The organism is Flavobacterium cheonhonense, assembly GCF_035671315.1.
GTDB classification, from domain to species: domain Bacteria; phylum Bacteroidota; class Bacteroidia; order Flavobacteriales; family Flavobacteriaceae; genus Flavobacterium; species Flavobacterium cheonhonense.
This window is the reverse complement of sequence record NZ_JAXAVY010000002.1, coordinates 346,503-363,926: the sequence shown is the minus strand read 5'-3', so window position 1 is coordinate 363,926 and position 17,424 is coordinate 346,503. Positions and strand designations below refer to the sequence as shown.

Here is a 17,424-nt window from a genome sequence, read left to right as displayed (position 1 = left end):
TTTGAAATGAAAAAACTACTGACTGTCTTATTCCTAGTTACAGGATTTATCGGCTTTGCCCAACAAAAATCAATTGACCAAAGGGTTGACGAGTTGATGAAAAAAATGACTTTAGAAGAAAAAATAGGTCAGCTTAATCAATATACCGGCGACAATACAGTTACTGGACCGTTGACTATTAATCCTAATAAACAACAAGAAATTAAAGAGGGAAAAATCGGTTCTATGCTCAACGTTATTGGTTGGAAATACACCCGTCAATACCAAGAATTAGCCATGCAATCCCGTTTGAAAATTCCACTTTTGTTTGGTTTAGATGTGATTCACGGACACAAAACTACTTTTCCTTTGCCGTTGGCTGAAGCAGCGAGTTGGGATTTAAAAGCTATGGAACTTTCCGCACGTATAGCCGCAACAGAAGCCGCAGCTTCCGGAATTCATTGGACATTTGCTCCTATGGTTGATATTTCTCGCGATCCGAGATGGGGAAGGGTTATGGAAGGTGCCGGTGAAGATACTTATTTGGGTTCCAAAATTGCCTTTGCTCGTGTTAAAGGTTTTCAAGGGAATAAGTTGGGCGATTTAGATGCAGTCATGGCTTGTGCTAAACATTTTGCAGCTTATGGAGCTGCTTCCGGTGGAAGAGATTACAACTCTGTGGACATGAGCGATAGAATGTTGTGGGAAACTTATTTGCCACCTTTCAAAGCAGCTGTTGACGCTAATGTGGCTACATTTATGAATGCTTTTAACGATATTAACGGTATTCCGGCAACGGCCAATAAATACATACAACGAGATATTTTAAAAGGGAAGTGGAATTACCAAGGTTTTGTGGTTTCCGATTGGGGTTCGATAGGTGAAATGGTTGCTCACGGCTATTGCAATGACAACAAAGAAGCCGCTGAAAAAGCCATTTTAGCCGGAAGCGATATGGATATGGAAAGCAACGCTTATCGTTTTAACTTAGCTCAACTGGTTGCTGAAAATAAAGTTCCGATGAGTGTTGTAGATGAGGCGGTTAAGAGAATTTTACGTAAGAAATTCGAGTTGGGATTGTTTGATGATCCGTTCAAATTTTGCAGCAAAGAGCGTCAGGAAAAAGCTTTAAATAATCCGGAACATGCCAAAATTGCCCGTGATGTGGCCGCCAAAAGTATAGTTTTGCTTAAGAATGATAATCAAATTTTACCACTTTCTAAAGAAACTAAAACCATTGCCTTTATCGGACCAATGGTAAAACCTAAACGCATTAATCACGGATTTTGGGCAGTGGATTTAAAAGATGTTGATTCTACTTATATCGTTTCACAATGGGAAGGCTTACAGAATAAAGTGGGCAAGAAAACCAAATTGTTGTATGCCAGAGGATGTGGAGTTGAAGATATGAGCAAAGCCGGTTTTCAAGAAGCTATAGATGCGGCCAATCAAGCCGATGTGGTAATTTTAAGTATAGGTGAAAGATGGAATATGAGTGGCGAAGCTAAAAGCCGCAGTAATTTACAGTTGCCGGGTGTACAAGAGGATTTAATCAAAGAATTGCAGAAAACCGGAAAGCCTATAGTTATCTTAATCAATGCCGGAAGGCCGTTAATTTTTAATTGGACTGCCGATAATATGCCAACTATTGTTTACACTTGGTGGTTGGGTTCAGAAGCTGGAAATGCAATAGCCGATGTGCTTTTTGGAGATTACAATCCGTCCGGTAAATTGCCGATGTCTTTCCCGAGGTCAGAAGGTCAAATTCCAATTTATTACAATCATTTTAGCACTGGTAGACCTTCTATAAACGAAGATAAAGTATACAAGTCGGCCTACATTGACTTGCCAAATTCTCCGAAGTTTCCTTTTGGTTATGGGTTGAGTTACACAAGCTTTAGCTATGGTGATTTAAAGTTATCTAAAACCAAGATGAAAGACACTGAAACTTTGGAAGTTTCAATGACATTAACCAATACCGGAAAATTGGCAGGAGAAGAAGTAGTGCAGTTGTACCTTCAAGACAAGTTTGGATCAGTAGTAAGACCTATTATCGAATTAAAAGATTTTCAAAAAGTTAAATTACAACCGGGAGAAACCAAAACGTTGACCTTTGTCATTGATAATGAAAAGTTAGCATTTTACAACCAAGCTTTAGAATTTAAGTCGGAGCCGGGAGCATTCAATTTAATGATAGGATCGTCTTCTTCAGACATTCGATTATCGGCCAACTTCGAATTAATTCCCTAATATTGTTACTATGAAAAAAATACTGTTTATAGCATTGTTGTCATCTGGTATTGCTTGGGCACAGCCTAAAGATCGTAAATTGGTTTGGCAAGAGGAATTCAACGGAACTACTTTAAACGAAAGCGATTGGAATTTTGAATTAGGAGATGGTTGTCCTAACATTTGTGGCTGGGGAAATAATGAGAAACAAGTTTACACCAAAGATAATCATAGCCTTAAAAATGGGTATTTAGTAATCAATGTGCTTAAAAATGATGATGGCGGCTACACTTCAACACGAATCACTACGGCAGGAAAGCAAGAATTCCAATACGGTAGGATGGAAGCGAGAGCCAAAATTCCAACCGGTAAAGGAATTTGGCCGGCCTTTTGGATGCTGGGCGCTAACATCAACAAAGTAGGTTGGCCTAAATGTGGCGAAATTGATATATTAGAATATGTTGGTCGTGAACCACATAAAGTATTCACTTCGTTACACACTCAAGACAGTCACGGTAATACGATCAATACCAAAAAAACGCAAATTGACAATATTGAAGAAGGTTTTCACTTATATGCTATCGAATGGACCAAAGATAAGATTGAGTTTTTGGTAGACAACCAATCAGTGTATGTTTTTAGTCCGGATAATAAAGACGAAAATATTTGGCCTTTCAACCAACCGTTTTATTTTCTCATTAATGTGGCAGTAGGCGGAAACTTTGGCGGTCATGATGTAGACAATAGTATTTTTCCGCAAGAATTTATAATTGATTACATTAGAGTTTATCAATAAGGAATGGCTTTTTTTAACTTTTCTTAAAGCTTTTTTCAATTTTTATTTGTTTTTTAAATAAAAATTGTGTTAAATTTGATTTATTAATTATTCACAAAACGATTTGCCTATACAGAAACATTACTTTTTAGATTATAGATTATTTTTTTAACCGTTACTAAAAGGTATTGTTATGGCTAAATCTCAACTTCCAGACGCTGTATTAGTTGACAAGTATATTTCCGGCGATGAAAATGCGTTGGCAATCTTGGTTAACAGACACCAATCGAAAATTTACGGGTATATCTATTCCAAAGTTTTGGATAGAGACATTACGGAAGACATTTTCCAAGAAACCTTTTTCAAGGTTATTCACACACTCAAATCACGCAAATACTACAACGAAGAAGGTAAGTTCTTGTCTTGGGTATTGCGTATCGCCAGCAATTTGATTATCGATAAATTCAGAAGCGATAAAAAAATGCCGATGAACCGGGATACGGATGAGCTGTCTGTGTTTGCCAGAATTACGGATGATTCTCTAAATGCAGAACGCAAGTTGATTAAAAATCAGGTTGAAGTGGATATCAAAACCATTATCGAAAAATTACCGCATGACCAAAAGGAAGTAATCATGATGCGTTATTATTTAGATATGAGTTTTAAAGAAATAGCCGATTATACCGGTGTTAGCGTTAACACCACTTTGGGTAGAATGCGTTATGCAATTACCAATATGAGAAAGGTGATTGAAAAAAATAAAATTTATTTGCCTTCTTAGATAATAAAAAGTAATTTTTTGCGTTATCTTATAAACAATCAAACCAAGTGATTTTTATATGGCAAAACTTTACTCTAAACGCAAATTAGCAACACCAAAAATGTTACCCAAAAAAGAAACAATTCGTTTGATACTTCAATATTCTTGTGCATTGAATATTATCAAAGTAGGCAACATGAACTTCGAAAATATTGCTAATTAATTAACGTCCCGTATCGTATCAAACGCTACGGGATGTTTTTTTTAAGTACTCATTCAAAACTGATTTTCGGCCTATGGTTTTGGTGATGATGTCTTTCTCCAAATTCCAACCTCTGGCCGGAGAGTATTCTCTGCCATACCAAATAATTTGCAAGTGCAAATCGTTCCATAATTCCCTCGGAAAGATAGCTTTGGCATCTTTTTCCGTTTGCTGTACACTTTTTCCGTTCGATAAATTCCATCGGTACATTAGGCGATGGATGTGCGTATCAACCGGAAAGGCAGGAACACCAAAAGCTTGTGACATAACAACACTTGCCGTTTTATGACCAACTGCCGGTAATCTTTCCAACGCATCAAAACTTTGCGGCACTGCTCCGTTGTGCTCTTCAATTAAAATTTTAGACAAACCATAAATGCCTTTAGATTTCATCGGTGATAATCCGCAGGGTTTGATAATCTCTTTGATTTCTTCGACACTTAGTTTTACCATATCGTAGGGATTGTCAGCCTTTGCAAATAGTATCGGCGTAATTTGGTTGACCCTGACATCAGTACATTGGGCAGATAACAATACAGCAATTAATAAAGTGTACGGATCTTTGTGGTCTAACGGAATTGGTATTTCGGGATAATAGTCTTTTAACGTATTTATAACGAATGTTGCACGTTCTTGTTTGGTCATTTTACCTAATTTTGATTGGTAAAAATAGTAAATTTAACCTCAAAACTCTAGCATCTAAAATATGACAACATTAAAAAAAGGGGACAAAGCACCCCATTTCTCAGGAAATGACCAAGACGGAAACCCGCATACATTGGCCGATTATAAAGGAAAGAAATTGGTAGTTTTCTTTTATCCTAAAGCCAACACGCCGGGTTGTACCGCAGAAGCCTGTGATTTAAGGGACAATTATGATCGCTTCAAAGCCAATAATTATGAACTTTTAGGAGTAAGCGCGGACAGTGCCAAAGCACAAGCCAATTTTAAAAATAAATTCGATTTCCCGTTTCCGCTTTTGGCCGATGAAGACAAATCGGTTATTGAAGCGTTTGGTGTTTGGGGTCCGAAAAAGTTTATGGGCAAAGAATACGATGGTATTCACCGTACAACGTTTGTGATTAATGAAGAAGGAATTATAGACGATGTTATTACCGATGTAAAAACAAAAGCGCATGCCGTACAAATATTAAAATAAAAAAAGCCGAGTAAAATCTCGGCTTTTTTGTTTTATACTTTTTCTAAAATTTTATTCGGATCGTATCCAAACAAACGGTGTTTTTTGATAATCTCAGCAATACCTTGCGGAAGCATTTTTTCCCAACCCGGAGTACCGTTGTTGATCATTTTTAATACTTCTCTGGAGAATATTTTTAAGTGGTTTTTGTCAAATTCGGTGATGTCGACTACTTTACCGTTGTAAGCAAAGAATTTGTACAATTCTTTCATGCGCGGGTGTACTTTTAAGTTTTGCGAGTTGATGATTTCTCCATCTTCGCCTTCCATAGGGTACAAGAACACTTTTAAATCTCTGTAGAATAATTTTCCGAAAGCTTCTAAAATGCCACCGCTCAAATGACGGTAATATTTCTCATCGAAAATGTCTACTAAATTGTTTACTCCCATTGCCAATCCCATACGAGCTTTGGTATAGTTAGAAAAATACTCTACTACTTTATAATATTCCTGGAAGTTGGAAATCATTACGGTTTGCCCTAAGGAACAAAGCAATTCCGCTCTGTCCATAAAATCTCTTTCGTCAATTTCACCTTCAGAACGCAAGTTAGAAAGGGTAATTTCGAAAATCACCAATGTATTGTCTTTGTCAACTTTGCTTTCTTCTAAAAACATTTTCAAAGATTTCTCATACATGTCCATGTTCACCTGAGTCACCGGACGGAAACTACCTCGCAAAGCCAAAATGTTTTTCTTGTATAAGATGGAAGCCGGCAATACGTTTTTACCATCAGGTCCAAACATTACTGCATCGGTCATGCCGTTTTTAACCAATTGCAAACTCATCAATCGATTGTCAACATTGGCAAAGCGCGGTCCGGAAAAGTTAATGGTGTCTATTTCCAATTGGTCTTTATCCAAGTGGTCGTATAGATAGCGTAACAATTTCTTTGGATCATTGTATTTGTAATAGGCACCGTAAATCAAGTTCACCCCTAAAATCCCTAAGGTTTCTTGTTGCAAACGAGCATCGGTTTCTTTAAAACGAATGTGTAAAATGATTTCGTTGTAATCTTCATCAGGTTCAACTTGGTATTTGATACCAACCCAACCGTGGCCTTTAAATTGTTTGGCAAAATCAATAGTAGCTACTGTATTGGCGTAACTAAAGAACATTTTGTTAGGATGTTTGTCTCTTTTCAAACGTTGCTCAATCAATTCTACTTCATGAGATAACATCTTTTTTAATCGACTTTCGGTTACGTAACGACCGTCATCTTCAATTCCGTAAATCGCATCACTAAAGTCTTTATCGTAAGCAGACATTGCTTTCGCAATGGTTCCTGATGAACCTCCAGCTCTGAAAAAGTGTCTTACTGTTTCCTGACCGGCTCCAATTTCCGCGAATGTACCGTAAATGTTTTCATTCAAGTTAATTCGCAAAGCTTTGTCTTTAATAGCCGGAATTTGTTCGATGGCTTTGTCGCCTTTAAGCTTTATATTTGAAACTGTTTTGTCCATGGTAGATTGTATTCTTGGCAAAGTTAGTAAAATAGCTATTTTATAAAAAGAGAATTAAGTCTATTTTTGTAAATAATTACTTTTAAAGTCATTATTTTTCAGCTCAATCACAAAAATCATGCTAGTATGCAAGTTTATTTTTTAGGCACAGGAACTTCTCAAGGTATTCCGGTTATCGGAAGTCAACATTCGGTTTGCAAAAGCAACGATACTAAAGATAAACGATTGCGCGTTGCAGTTTGGATTACTTGGGAAAACCATTCTATTGTAGTGGATTGTGGTCCCGATTTTCGCCAACAAATGTTAAACTGTGGTTGTACCCAATTGGACGGCATTTTGTTTACCCACGAACATGCCGATCATACGGCGGGTTTAGACGATATTCGACCATTTTTTTTCAAACAAGGTTCGCCAATTCCGGTTTACGGTCACCAACGCGTTTTGCAAAATTTAAGCAAGCGATTTGACTATATCTTCGAGAATGAAAACAAATATCCCGGCGCGCCTAGTGTGCATCCGATTGAAATTATAAATGGACAAAGCTTTATGATAGGAACAACTCCGGTTATTCCCATCAATGTACATCACGGTCATGTGCAAGTTTTCGGATTCCGAATTCAGGATTTTGCCTATTTAACCGATGTTAAAACGATACAAGATGAAGAAATACAGAAATTAAAAGGTGTGAAAGTGTTGGTGGTGAACGCCTTGCGGGAAGAATCGCATCACTCACATTTTAATTTGCAAGAAGCGTTAGATTTTATAAATTTGGTTCAACCTGAAACAGCCTATTTAACGCACATCAGTCATCTGCTTGGATTTCATGAAGAAGTACAACAAAGATTGCCGAAAAATGTTTATTTGGCTTACGACAATTTAAAAATCACAATATAACACCATGAAAAAATCACTGTTTCTTTATCTTTTTATTATCGCCGTGTTGATGAATCTTTTTACTTACAAGTATTTTACCGGTAAAGAGAAGAGCATGCAAGCCACGGAAGAAAAATCAGAAGGTTCAGTTAAAAACGATTCCCTGAAAATAGCCGATTTGGAAAACAAATTGTATGAAGCCAATGTTTTTTCTTTGGAATATAATGACAGAGCAATGAATTATTTGAATCAAAATGATATCAACGCTTTTTCTGAAAAAGTAAAACAAGCTTTATTGGCTTATAACGACGACAAAGAAGGTAATAAATACACCGATCAGACCAAAATGGGAGAGCAAAAATTCATCATCAATAAGGTGAAATTGCTCAACCATCGCTGGATTATTGCCAACTACAGCAACGGAGAATTATGGGGAGAAGTCTTATTGAAGTATTTTATTAATGAAGACCAAACTGTATCTTTTGAGGTTATGAACTCTTACTTATATTCAAAAGAATTAAATTAGCAGCCTACACTAAATCACATTTATGAAAAAATCACTTTACTTACTGCTGTTTTGCAGTGTTTTGGTATCTTGTAAACTCACTGATCAACCGTCCGGAGAAGAACAAGTTGTAGGCAATGAAGCGGTTAAAGATTCTTCTGTGGTTAATGATAAGGACGAACACGGTTGCTTGGCTACGGCAGGTTATGTTTGGTCTAAAATTAACAAAGAATGTATTAAGGCTTTTACCGGAGTTCCATTAAATCCGATTGCTAATCCCAATAGTGACGACGAATCTCTAAGCGCTTATGCGTTGTTTAGTGAAGATGGTAACCAAGCCGAAATATTTTTACCAAACGATACAAAGTCGATTGTACTAACCAGAGTTGCTGAAGGCAAGCCATGGATTTTTGAAGATTGGCAGCTCGTGCCATGGAAAGGCTATGTACTGAAGAAAGGAAACGAAAACAAATTTTCAGGTGATGGTATGCCGGGTAAAAAAATTACCGGTAGCGATACGGAAGAACAGTAGTTTTCTTTGTTTTATTTGGTAAGCCAATGCTTGAAATCAAAAAAGTTTTGTGGTGCTACGCCATGACCGACCATGTATTCTTTAAAAACGATTTCAATTCCTAAAACTTGCAGAGCCGGAATCGATTTTCTGGCCCATTCTACCGGTATTACTTGATCAACTGTTCCGTGTGAAGCAAAAATGCGCAGTTTACTACAGTCGTTTTCCAAATAGTCATCTACCGCAATTTCCGGATTCCAATAGCCACTCATGGCAACTACACGTTGTACTTTTTCCGGATACGATACCGCTACGGCATAACTTAAAATACAACCTTGACTAAAACCAATTAAGGTTACATTCTCAGCATCTATAGCATAATTAGTTACTAATTCATCTATGAAGCGGGCAATAATATCTCGCGATGCACGGGCTTGACCAATATCGGAAAACTTGTTTTCATCCGCATCGAAGTTGATGGCATACCAAGCGTAACTGCCATAAGATAAATCAAATGGCGCACGAGCCGAAACCACATAATAATCTTCGGGTAATTCTGAGGCAAATGAAAATAAATCTTCTTCATTACTGCCGTAGCCGTGAAGTAATAGGAGTAAAGGATTTTTCTCTTTTTTGATTTTTGGTTCTCTGACCAAATGGTATAACGATAATTCCATTATAATGTTTTAAAAAGATTCTGGAAAAAAGCACCAACTACCGGCAACTCTCTCATTTGTCCTTGAACGGCTCCTAAAAATCCGTAAATCCACAAAATAAAATAGAATAGATAAAAAGCGGAAGTTACAGTCCAGCTATCGGCATAACCCACAAAATAGCCTAACAAGAAGAATGATAAAAATAAGCCTAAGGCTTGACGAATATGGAAGGAAGCAAAAGCTGATTTATTATCTTCCTGATTCATAAAAATAGCAATCACAGCTCCAATAATAGTTAAGTAAGCAATTATAGCCGTGTTTTTTGATTTATCTTGATTTTCCATATTGGTATTTTTTATGCTAAAACTAATTTTCCGTTGTTGTAAATGCCTAAGGCTTTGCCTTGCATAGGTTGTCCTAAAAAGGCACTATTTTTCGACTTGGATAAAATTGCCTCTTTCGAAAATGTCCAATTAGAGTCGATTTCAAACAGACTTAAATTCGCTTTTGAATTAATGTCAATAACTTGTTTTTCAATATTTAAAACTATATCACCGGAAGTCAATTTTTCAATTACTTTTTCCAAAGGTAAAACAGTCAATAACGCTCCGAAAGCACTTTCTAATCCGATAGTTCCGTTTTTGGCTAAGTCGAATTCCATCTTCTTGTGCTCAATATCGATTGGATTGTGATCGCTGGTAATACAATCAATAGTATTGTCTAAAACTCCTGTTAACAAAGCTTGTCTGTCGGCTTCGGTGCGTAATGGTGGGCTGACTTTATATCGAGTATCAAAACCGTCTAATTTCTCATCAGTCAATACTAAATGATGAACCGCCACACTGCAAGTCACCGCCAATCCTTTGGCTTTGGCTTCTTTTATCAAAGCTACGGATTTGGCCGTTGAAACTGTTGGGATGTGTAATTTCCCTCCGGTATATTCGAGTAAAAATAAGTTACGAGCGATGATTAATTCTTCGGCTAAATTCGGAATGCCTTTCAATCCTAATCGAGTTGAAACAACACCTTCATTGACTACACCATTACCTTTGATGGTTTCATCTTGTGCAAAAGCGATTACCAATCCGTCAAAATCCTGTACGTATTGTAATCCGATTTTTAGCAAATTCGCATTAGACAAACTCTTGCCGTAATCGCCAAAAGCCACTGCTCCGGCATTTTTCATATCGTATAATTCGGCTAAATCTTTGCCTTCGCTGTTTTTGGTCAAAGCACCTATCGGATATAAATCAGTTGCTGAATTTACCGCTTTCTGTTTTACGAAATGTACTTGCGATTGGTTGTCAATTATCGGATGTGAGTTGGGTTGAAGCGCAATTCCGGTAAAACCGCTTTTGGCCGCTACTATTAATCCGTTAGCAATGGTTTCTCGGTCTTCAAAACCAGGTTCGCCTAAGGAAACACTGGTGTCAAACCAACCTTGTGACAAGTGTAAACCTTCTTGTTGGAATTCTTGATAGTTGGCATCATTACTGACCGAATTGCCAATTGCATCAATGACGCCATTCGTAATTTTTACATCAACAGTTTGGTTGTGAAAGGGACTTTTAGGGTCAATAATTTTGGCTTTTCGGATGACTAAGTTCATTTGACAAATTTTTGAATGAGCAGTTCTAAGACTAAAAAGAGTAGGGTGAGCCACACAAACCATTTCCAGATTTGCGTATCGGTTCTATCGGTTTGAATGGTGTTGAACACCGATTCGATATCGTCACTATTTTGATAACCAACTGTAATATCCGGATTGGCTAAACTCAAATTGCTTTCGGTGCGATTGTAATTAAAGCTGATGTTTTCAACCGGATTTGTACCGTTAAAAATACCAAAATTTCCGGCTTGTACAGGCTGTTCAGCAAAGGTCATTTTTACTTTGGTATTCAACAATTGTTGCACCGGTATAAAACTTTCGTCTTTGTTTTTAACGGTCAAAATTTCATCTTTCGATAATAATGTTTCCACTACAAACGGCTGATTTTCGCCTATAGTCAAAGCCGTCACGCCCGATTTCTGACTGCTTTGCGCCATATTGTAGAAAGTCGGTACTACTAACGGCGAATTCTGGAAATTACTATTGCTTTTAGCAATTGGTGCTGCAAAAACATAAACGGAAGACAACGGATTACTGATAGATGTCAAGAAAGCACTTTGATCTTCGTAAGTCAATATTGCCGGAGTATTGCTACTAATACTAAAAGCTGATTTGGTAGAAGGATATTGAAAATTATCCACCTTTTTTTCAAACACATTGCTAAACAAGGGGTGATTGAAATTGATTTTTGTCACCTTTTTATCACCACTAGTCAAAGCTTTCAATTGAATGGCACCGAAGTTTGACAAGAAAGCATTCATAGTAGTTAAATTGCTTTCTTGCGCCGGAATAACCGTCACATTTCCACCTTTATTGACAAATGATTTTAAGGTAGTTTGTAAAGCTTGCGGTATGTCTTTTAATTCATTGAGGACTATGGCGTCTTGTTTTTCCAGTAAATTATAATCCAAATTCGCCAACGGGAAATTGGTGTAGTTGAATTCATCTGCCGTGTAAATTCGCGCTAAGAAATTACTTTTCTCATTATCACCTATGCTGATAACATTGGTTTTGCTGGGTTTTGAAATGCTGAAGTAATACGTATTGTCATACTCCAAACCTTTATCGGTAATTGAAGCATGGCCGTGAAAATCTTCTTTCGGAATGGTAAATTTAACCAATTGACTCTTTGCATCGCCATCAAAATTCACCACAGTTTTAGCCGTCAATTTAGTCTGATTGTAAAGCGCAATCGGCAACGAAGAAATTTCGCCATTGGCCGATAACTTGATGGCGATTTCATAAAAACTGTCTAAGTTTTGTTGGATGTAAATGCTGTCAATTGAAGCATTATTTTTTTGTTCGGCTTCCGGTATAATGAAATAAACGTTGTCTTCTTTTTTGAAACTTTTCGATTCATTGGCTTGTACACCAACGGCATCGGTAATCACTACTATGTCTTTGTTGAAAGCCGATTTCCGAGCATTGACTTTAGCAATCAAGTTATCCAATCGGAAAGGCGTTGCGCTGTATTTTAAATCCTGCAACTCTTTCTGAATCGATTTAATATCGGTATTCCAAAAGGTTTCCGAATTGGTAATCAATGAGAAATTCTGCGATTCCGGCGTGTGTTCCAATAACTCTTGTACGGCACGTTTGAGCAATTCGCCTTGCTGGCCTTTGGCTTGCATACTATACGAATTGTCTAAAATGATGTACATTTCGTTAGTTGCCTTTGCGCTTTCTTTGGCGGTAAAAAAAGGTTGTGCAAATGCTAAGATCAAGCAGGCCAATAAGAGTAAACGAGTAACAAGCAACAGCCATTTTTTAATGGTCGAACTCTTGCGGGTTTGTATGGAAAGCTCTTTCAGGAATTGTACGTTGGTAAAATACTCCTTTTTAAAACGTCGCAATTGGAATAAATGCACCAAAATTGGAATCACCAATAAAAAGAGAAAATATAGGATTTCCGGGTGTTTGAATTGCATTTAGTAAAAGTTTATCAAAAATAGCACTTTTTATGATTTTACCTAAGTGTTTAAGACAATTTTAGCGGTACTTTTATTTCTTTTTACGTTTGGCCGCTCGGTTTTTCAATATGTTCCGATTCACCGAAGAATTGGTTTTCTTTTTAGTTTTAGAAGGTCCGCCTAAATTAACTTTTTTATTCTTCTCTTTCTTTTCGTGAAAGGAAGCGCCGCCTTCTAATTTGGGTTTCTTCAACAAGAATTTCATTTTCTTTTTCTTGTCTTTTTCAAACTCCAATAAGCGTTCGGCTATGATAACAGTATCCGGTAATTCGATGAATTCGATTTCCTTTTCCATCAACATTTCGGCTTCAATCATGATTTCTTCTTCTCTCGGACTAATCAAACTGATGGCAATACCCGATTTATCCGCACGACCGGTTCTACCGATACGGTGAATGTATTGTTCGGGAACTTCCGGAAACTCTACGTTGATGACATGCGTAATATCTGATATATCCAAACCACGCGCCATAACATCGGTCGTGACTATACCTCTGATTTCACCGGCTCTGAAATTGGCCATAGTTTGCAAACGATAATTCTGTGATTTATTAGAGTGAATAATCCCAAATTGCTCAGGATAAATTTCTTCCAATTTATCGGCTAACAAATCGGCTGTCTTTTTATTATTCACAAAAAGCAACACGCGTTCAAAAGCTTCGTCTTGAAGCAAATCGGCTATAAAATTGACTTTAGTCAGGAAATTAGGCACTTTGTATCCCAATTGTTCTATTTTTTCCAAGGGTGTTCCGCTCGGTGCCAAGGAAACTTCTTCCGGAAAATCGAAATATTCTTCCAGCATTTCATCCACGTCATCGGTCATTGTAGCCGAAAATAAGATGTTCTGGCGTTTGCCTTTGAGCATGGTTAGGATGGAAGTGACTTGAAAGCGAAAACCTAAATTCAGAATCTCATCAAACTCATCGATGACTAATTTCTGCAAATTGTCAAAGCGAACCACATTGTCTAAGGCCAAATCCATGATTCTTCCCGGAGTACCGACTAAAATGTCAATACCTTGATAAACTGCGGTTTTCTGCGTATTGATGTTCACACCTCCGTAAACGCCCAAGGTACGAACCGACATGTATTGGCTGAGTTTTTCGACTTCGGCGGCTACTTGTACTACCAATTCACGGGTTGGTACTATGATTACAACTCTCGGCGTATCGGTAGCGGCAAATTTCCATTGTTTTAATATGGGTAACAGATACGCAAAAGTTTTTCCGGTACCGGTTTGGGCAATTCCCATCACATCGCGTCCCGACATAATTACGGGAAAGGCACGTTCCTGAATGGGTGTTGGTGTAGTTAACCCTAATTCGTCAACGGCTTTTTGTAATGATTTCGGAAGATTGAATAGCTCGAAAGTGCTCATGGCTTAGTGAATTTCGGGCAAAGGTACGGAATTGAAAATAAACCTTAAAAGCCTTCGAAAACGCCTAAGCCAAATAAGGCAAAATCGTATTTCACCGGATCTATAGGGTCTAATTGGCGTAACGAAGTATCTAATTCTGCTAAAGCTTTGCCATCGTTTTGTTTACGGTTAAGCAAACCTAATTTTCTTGCCACATTCCCGGAATGTACATCGAGCGGACAAGATAAAACGGAAGTAGGAATGTTTTGCCATAACCCAAAATCAACGCCATTGTTGTCTTTTCGAATCATCCATCGCAAATACATATTGATACGTTTGGCAGCAGAACCTTGTGTCGGATCTGAAATATGCTTAGTAGTTCGAGGTAAATGTGGCACAGAGAAGAACTGTTTTTTGAAAGCAGCAATGGCATTTTGCATGGAATCGGATTCCTGATGCTGGGTAAAAAAATGTTCCAAACCACCTTGATTCTGATACAATTGTTGTAAACCAATAACAAAAGTTTTAAAATCTATCCCGTTAAAGGTTCGGTGCACAAATGTTATCAGGTTTTCTAAGTGATGTTCCTCATGATTCATGACGAAGTCGTAAGGCGAATTGCCCATCAAATCCATCATTCGATTGGCATTGTTGATAATCATTTTGCGATTGCCCCAAGCGATGGTTGCTGTGAGAAAAGCGGCAATTTCTATATCTTCTTTATGGATGAATTGATGCGGAATCTGAATTGGATCGCTTTCTATGAATTTAGGATTATTGTAAAGCACGACTTTCTCGTCCAAAAAATCTTTGAGTTCTGATTTAGTCATGTCATTTTACTTTTTGAGCTTTAAAACCTTCACTTAAGGTTTGACCACGCCTTTGCGGAATCACGTGAAAATAAGTTTGGAAATAATCCAATTGTGCTTTGCTGACCGTTGGTAAAGCACCATTTCCGGTTATCCAGAACAATTCGGTGTTTTGCGGTGTATTGTAGTTTAAATTGCCTTTGGTTTCGGTGGTGTATGCGATGTTACTCTTACTATTTGGTTTCGGAAAAATAAAATTCTCCGCTTCAAAGGTGTTGTTTTGCATTAGCATGGTATTGTTGGTCAAGCTGCCGAACGACATCGGAACTAACACTAAAACAGCACAACCAAGGCAACTTAAACCCAACAAGGACAAGATTATTTTTTCTTTAGACAAGAGCGCAGCAAGTACTAACAATCCGAAGAAAATAGTGAAATACACGTAGAATCGGTATTGAGGCGAACTCAGCATCAACAAAATTAAAAGTACAATAAATACCCAATAAATAGGTGTTAAACCTTGTTTGGGATAATATTTTTTGAGGATAAATGGTGTTATGATGAGTAATACTATTGTTGTAATTCCAATAAGACTATCAATTCCGTTTAGCCAAAAGTAGTGCTTCAAAATGTTTAACCATGAAGCTTGTTCGAAAGTGCCAAACGGTAAATAAAAAGAATGCATCATGCCGTGACTGAAAAAATATGACAGGATGTCTTTCGGTAACATATAATCCGCATCGGAATAGGGTAAGAATGTTAGCGGATACAAAGGGTAACCCGTCAGTATACTGTTTTTAATCACAAACAGAAATAATACCAATCCAGCGAGCAATCGGATGGCAATGAGTTGGTTGTTGATTTGTTTGTAATGTTTGATCCAAACGATAATCGGCAAAAGCAAAAGAACAAACGCTGTTATTTTAATGTAGGTAGCAAACAATAGTAATACACTCAGGAGTTTGAGTTTTTCAGTAGGATTTTCTGCCGAAGTGTAAATAAAAAACGCCAAGAAAGCGATGCTGTAAACCGCTAAATCCGGTGATGGCGCGTTGACAAATTGGAATAAAAACAGGTAGCTCAAAGGCAACAATCCGAAAGCCAAGTCAATTTTGTTTTGGGTTACCCAATAAGAGTGAAGTCTTTCAAAAGCCCAAAAGTTCATTAGTAACAGTAAAAAGCCATTTAAGTCGTTGAAGTTATTGTACAGAAAAGACAGTGAATACGCGCTTTGGGCAATATGCCAACCACTGGTTTGTCCAAAAAATAAGTGCAAATTCGCCAAACCGGGAACCAAACCGTATTCGTTCAGCCATGTTATCGTTTGGATGTAGTAGGTTTCATTGTCAACTATAAATGGGGAAGTAGCAGATTGGGCCAATATTAAAATACTACTCAGTGTAAAGAATGATTTCAACGGTATAGAAAAAGTACTCAATGATTTAACGCTTGTTTTCCCTAACAACTGCCAATCGACTCTAAAATAATAACCCGAAATTAAAGAGATAGTGGTTAAAATAACCGTAAATCCTAAGCTGATTGGTCCGAAAATAGCCCAAAGACTGGCTAATAATGTTACCGCAAACAATCCTAATACAGTGGTAATGGTGAGGTTTCGCACCGGAATTCCCAATAGTTTTGAAAAGCTTATTCCTAAACTTGCAGCAGTGACAAAAATAAACAACCAACTCAACAGGATAAGCGCCATAACATCAAACAATTAAGCCGTCTTTCATGACTAGTTTACGATCGGCCATGTTAGCCAAATCTTCGTTGTGTGTGACAATTACAAAGGTTTGTCCGAACTCATCGCGCAACTTGAAAAACAATTGATGTAAGTTTTCGGCAGAGGCCGTGTCTAAATTTCCGGAAGGTTCGTCGGCAAAAATCACTGCTGGTTTGTTGATCAAGGCACGAGCTACAGCCACGCGTTGTTGTTCACCACCGGAGAGTTCGTTAGGCTTGTGTTGACTTCTTTCGGCCAATCCTAAATAGGTTAATAATTTTTCAGCTTCGGCTTCAGTAGCGGTTTTATCTTTACCTGCTATGTAAGCCGGAATACAAACGTTTTCCAATGCCGTAAATTCAGGTAACAATTGGTGAAATTGAAAAATAAAACCCAAGTGTAGATTTCTGAATTTAGAAAGCTCTTTGTCGTTCATTTTCAGAACGTTTTCATTGTTTATTTCAAGTGAAGTATTGTTGGTTTTTGTAGCATTGTCTAAGGTGCCTAAGATTTGTAATAGGGTTGTTTTTCCGGCACCGGAAGCGCCGACTATGGAAACAATTTCTCCTTTCTTAATGTGTAAATCAACACCTTTCAGCACCTGTAAATTGTCGTAATATTTGTGGATGTTTTTGGCCGTAATCATCAGTCGAATTTTTCACAAAGTAACAAAGTATTTTGCTTTATAAACTTTGAATCAATTTTTTTTATCGTTGAATAAGTAATAAAGTTATGTTAATTACTT

18 protein-coding genes are annotated in these 17,424 nt (G+C 37.5%); 8 read left to right on the top strand and 10 right to left on the bottom strand.

The annotated features are described in order from the left end of the window. Positions 1–6: 6 nt before the first annotated feature. The 4 genes from bglX (at position 7) to SK086_RS07610 (ending at position 3,966) form a co-directional block, all read left to right on the top strand. Positions 7–2,229: a beta-glucosidase BglX gene (gene bglX, locus SK086_RS07625; RefSeq protein WP_324690737.1), complete on the top strand. Its 2,223-nt coding sequence runs from the start codon at positions 7–9 to the stop codon at positions 2,227–2,229. A gap of 10 nt (positions 2,230–2,239) precedes the next feature. Continuing rightward, a complete protein-coding gene (locus SK086_RS07620) occupies positions 2,240–3,004 on the top strand; it encodes a glycoside hydrolase family 16 protein (RefSeq protein WP_324690736.1) in 765 nt (254 codons plus the stop codon). A gap of 172 nt (positions 3,005–3,176) precedes the next feature. After that, positions 3,177–3,764, top strand: coding sequence for an RNA polymerase sigma factor (locus SK086_RS07615; RefSeq protein WP_290872298.1), 588 nt, complete (start codon positions 3,177–3,179; stop codon positions 3,762–3,764). Between the two features lie 58 nt (positions 3,765–3,822). Further along, the gene (locus tag SK086_RS07610; protein ID WP_290872300.1) at positions 3,823–3,966 is read left to right on the top strand and encodes a hypothetical protein; all 144 of its coding nucleotides are present in this window, start codon (positions 3,823–3,825) and stop codon (positions 3,964–3,966) included. Positions 3,967–3,984: 18 nt separating this feature from the next. On the opposite strand, the gene SK086_RS07605 is transcribed toward SK086_RS07610, so the two are convergent. After that, positions 3,985–4,650: an endonuclease III domain-containing protein gene (locus SK086_RS07605; protein ID WP_290872303.1), complete on the bottom strand. Its 666-nt coding sequence runs from the start codon at positions 4,648–4,650 to the stop codon at positions 3,985–3,987. 61 nt (positions 4,651–4,711) lie between these two features. On the opposite strand from SK086_RS07605, the gene bcp reads away from it, so the two are divergent. After that, positions 4,712–5,164, top strand: a complete 453-nt coding sequence (gene bcp / locus SK086_RS07600; protein ID WP_290872306.1) for a thioredoxin-dependent thiol peroxidase — start codon at positions 4,712–4,714, stop codon at positions 5,162–5,164. A gap of 32 nt (positions 5,165–5,196) precedes the next feature. On the opposite strand, the gene SK086_RS07595 is transcribed toward bcp, so the two are convergent. After that, positions 5,197–6,663: a TonB-dependent receptor gene (locus SK086_RS07595; protein ID WP_290872309.1), complete on the bottom strand. Its 1,467-nt coding sequence runs from the start codon at positions 6,661–6,663 to the stop codon at positions 5,197–5,199. A 126-nt stretch (positions 6,664–6,789) separates the two neighbouring features. Between SK086_RS07595 and SK086_RS07590 the strand changes: the two genes are divergently transcribed. From SK086_RS07590 to SK086_RS07580, 3 genes are read left to right on the top strand one after another with little or no spacing between them, the layout of a single operon-like run. Then, complete coding sequence (locus tag SK086_RS07590) at positions 6,790–7,557, top strand: MBL fold metallo-hydrolase (RefSeq protein ID WP_324690735.1); 768 nt, start codon at positions 6,790–6,792, stop codon at positions 7,555–7,557. Between the two features lie 4 nt (positions 7,558–7,561). Further along, the gene (locus SK086_RS07585; RefSeq protein WP_324690733.1) at positions 7,562–8,062 is read left to right on the top strand and encodes a hypothetical protein; all 501 of its coding nucleotides are present in this window, start codon (positions 7,562–7,564) and stop codon (positions 8,060–8,062) included. A 22-nt stretch (positions 8,063–8,084) separates the two neighbouring features. After that, positions 8,085–8,573 (top strand): hypothetical protein, encoded by a 489-nt coding sequence (locus SK086_RS07580; protein ID WP_324690732.1) that lies wholly within the window; start codon positions 8,085–8,087, stop codon positions 8,571–8,573. A gap of 11 nt (positions 8,574–8,584) precedes the next feature. On the opposite strand, the gene SK086_RS07575 is transcribed toward SK086_RS07580, so the two are convergent. The 8 genes from SK086_RS07575 to SK086_RS07540 form a co-directional block, all read right to left on the bottom strand. Continuing rightward, positions 8,585–9,229, bottom strand: coding sequence for an alpha/beta hydrolase (locus SK086_RS07575; RefSeq protein WP_324690731.1), 645 nt, complete (start codon positions 9,227–9,229; stop codon positions 8,585–8,587). Beyond that, the gene (locus tag SK086_RS07570) at positions 9,229–9,552 is read right to left on the bottom strand and encodes a hypothetical protein (protein WP_290872324.1); all 324 of its coding nucleotides are present in this window, start codon (positions 9,550–9,552) and stop codon (positions 9,229–9,231) included. Before SK086_RS07570 ends, SK086_RS07575 begins: the two co-directional genes overlap by 1 nt. Before the next feature lie 11 nt (positions 9,553–9,563). Next, the gene (locus SK086_RS07565) at positions 9,564–10,817 is read right to left on the bottom strand and encodes a dihydroorotase (RefSeq protein WP_324690730.1); all 1,254 of its coding nucleotides are present in this window, start codon (positions 10,815–10,817) and stop codon (positions 9,564–9,566) included. Continuing rightward, on the bottom strand, positions 10,814–12,745 hold the full coding sequence (locus tag SK086_RS07560) for a vWA domain-containing protein (protein WP_324690729.1): 1,932 nt from the start codon (positions 12,743–12,745) through the stop codon (positions 10,814–10,816). The genes SK086_RS07565 and SK086_RS07560 overlap by 4 nt, the downstream gene beginning before the upstream one ends. 73 nt (positions 12,746–12,818) lie before the next feature. Next, a complete protein-coding gene (locus SK086_RS07555) occupies positions 12,819–14,165 on the bottom strand; it encodes a DEAD/DEAH box helicase (protein ID WP_324690728.1) in 1,347 nt (448 codons plus the stop codon). 44 nt (positions 14,166–14,209) lie between these two features. After that, positions 14,210–14,974, bottom strand: a complete 765-nt coding sequence (locus tag SK086_RS07550) for a TIGR02757 family protein (RefSeq protein WP_324690727.1) — start codon at positions 14,972–14,974, stop codon at positions 14,210–14,212. A 1-nt stretch (position 14,975) separates the two neighbouring features. Next, complete coding sequence (locus SK086_RS07545) at positions 14,976–16,661, bottom strand: LIC_10190 family membrane protein (RefSeq protein ID WP_324690726.1); 1,686 nt, start codon at positions 16,659–16,661, stop codon at positions 14,976–14,978. A gap of 4 nt (positions 16,662–16,665) precedes the next feature. Beyond that, on the bottom strand, positions 16,666–17,325 hold the full coding sequence (locus SK086_RS07540) for an ABC transporter ATP-binding protein (RefSeq protein ID WP_324690725.1): 660 nt from the start codon (positions 17,323–17,325) through the stop codon (positions 16,666–16,668). Positions 17,326–17,424: the final 99 nt, after the last annotated feature.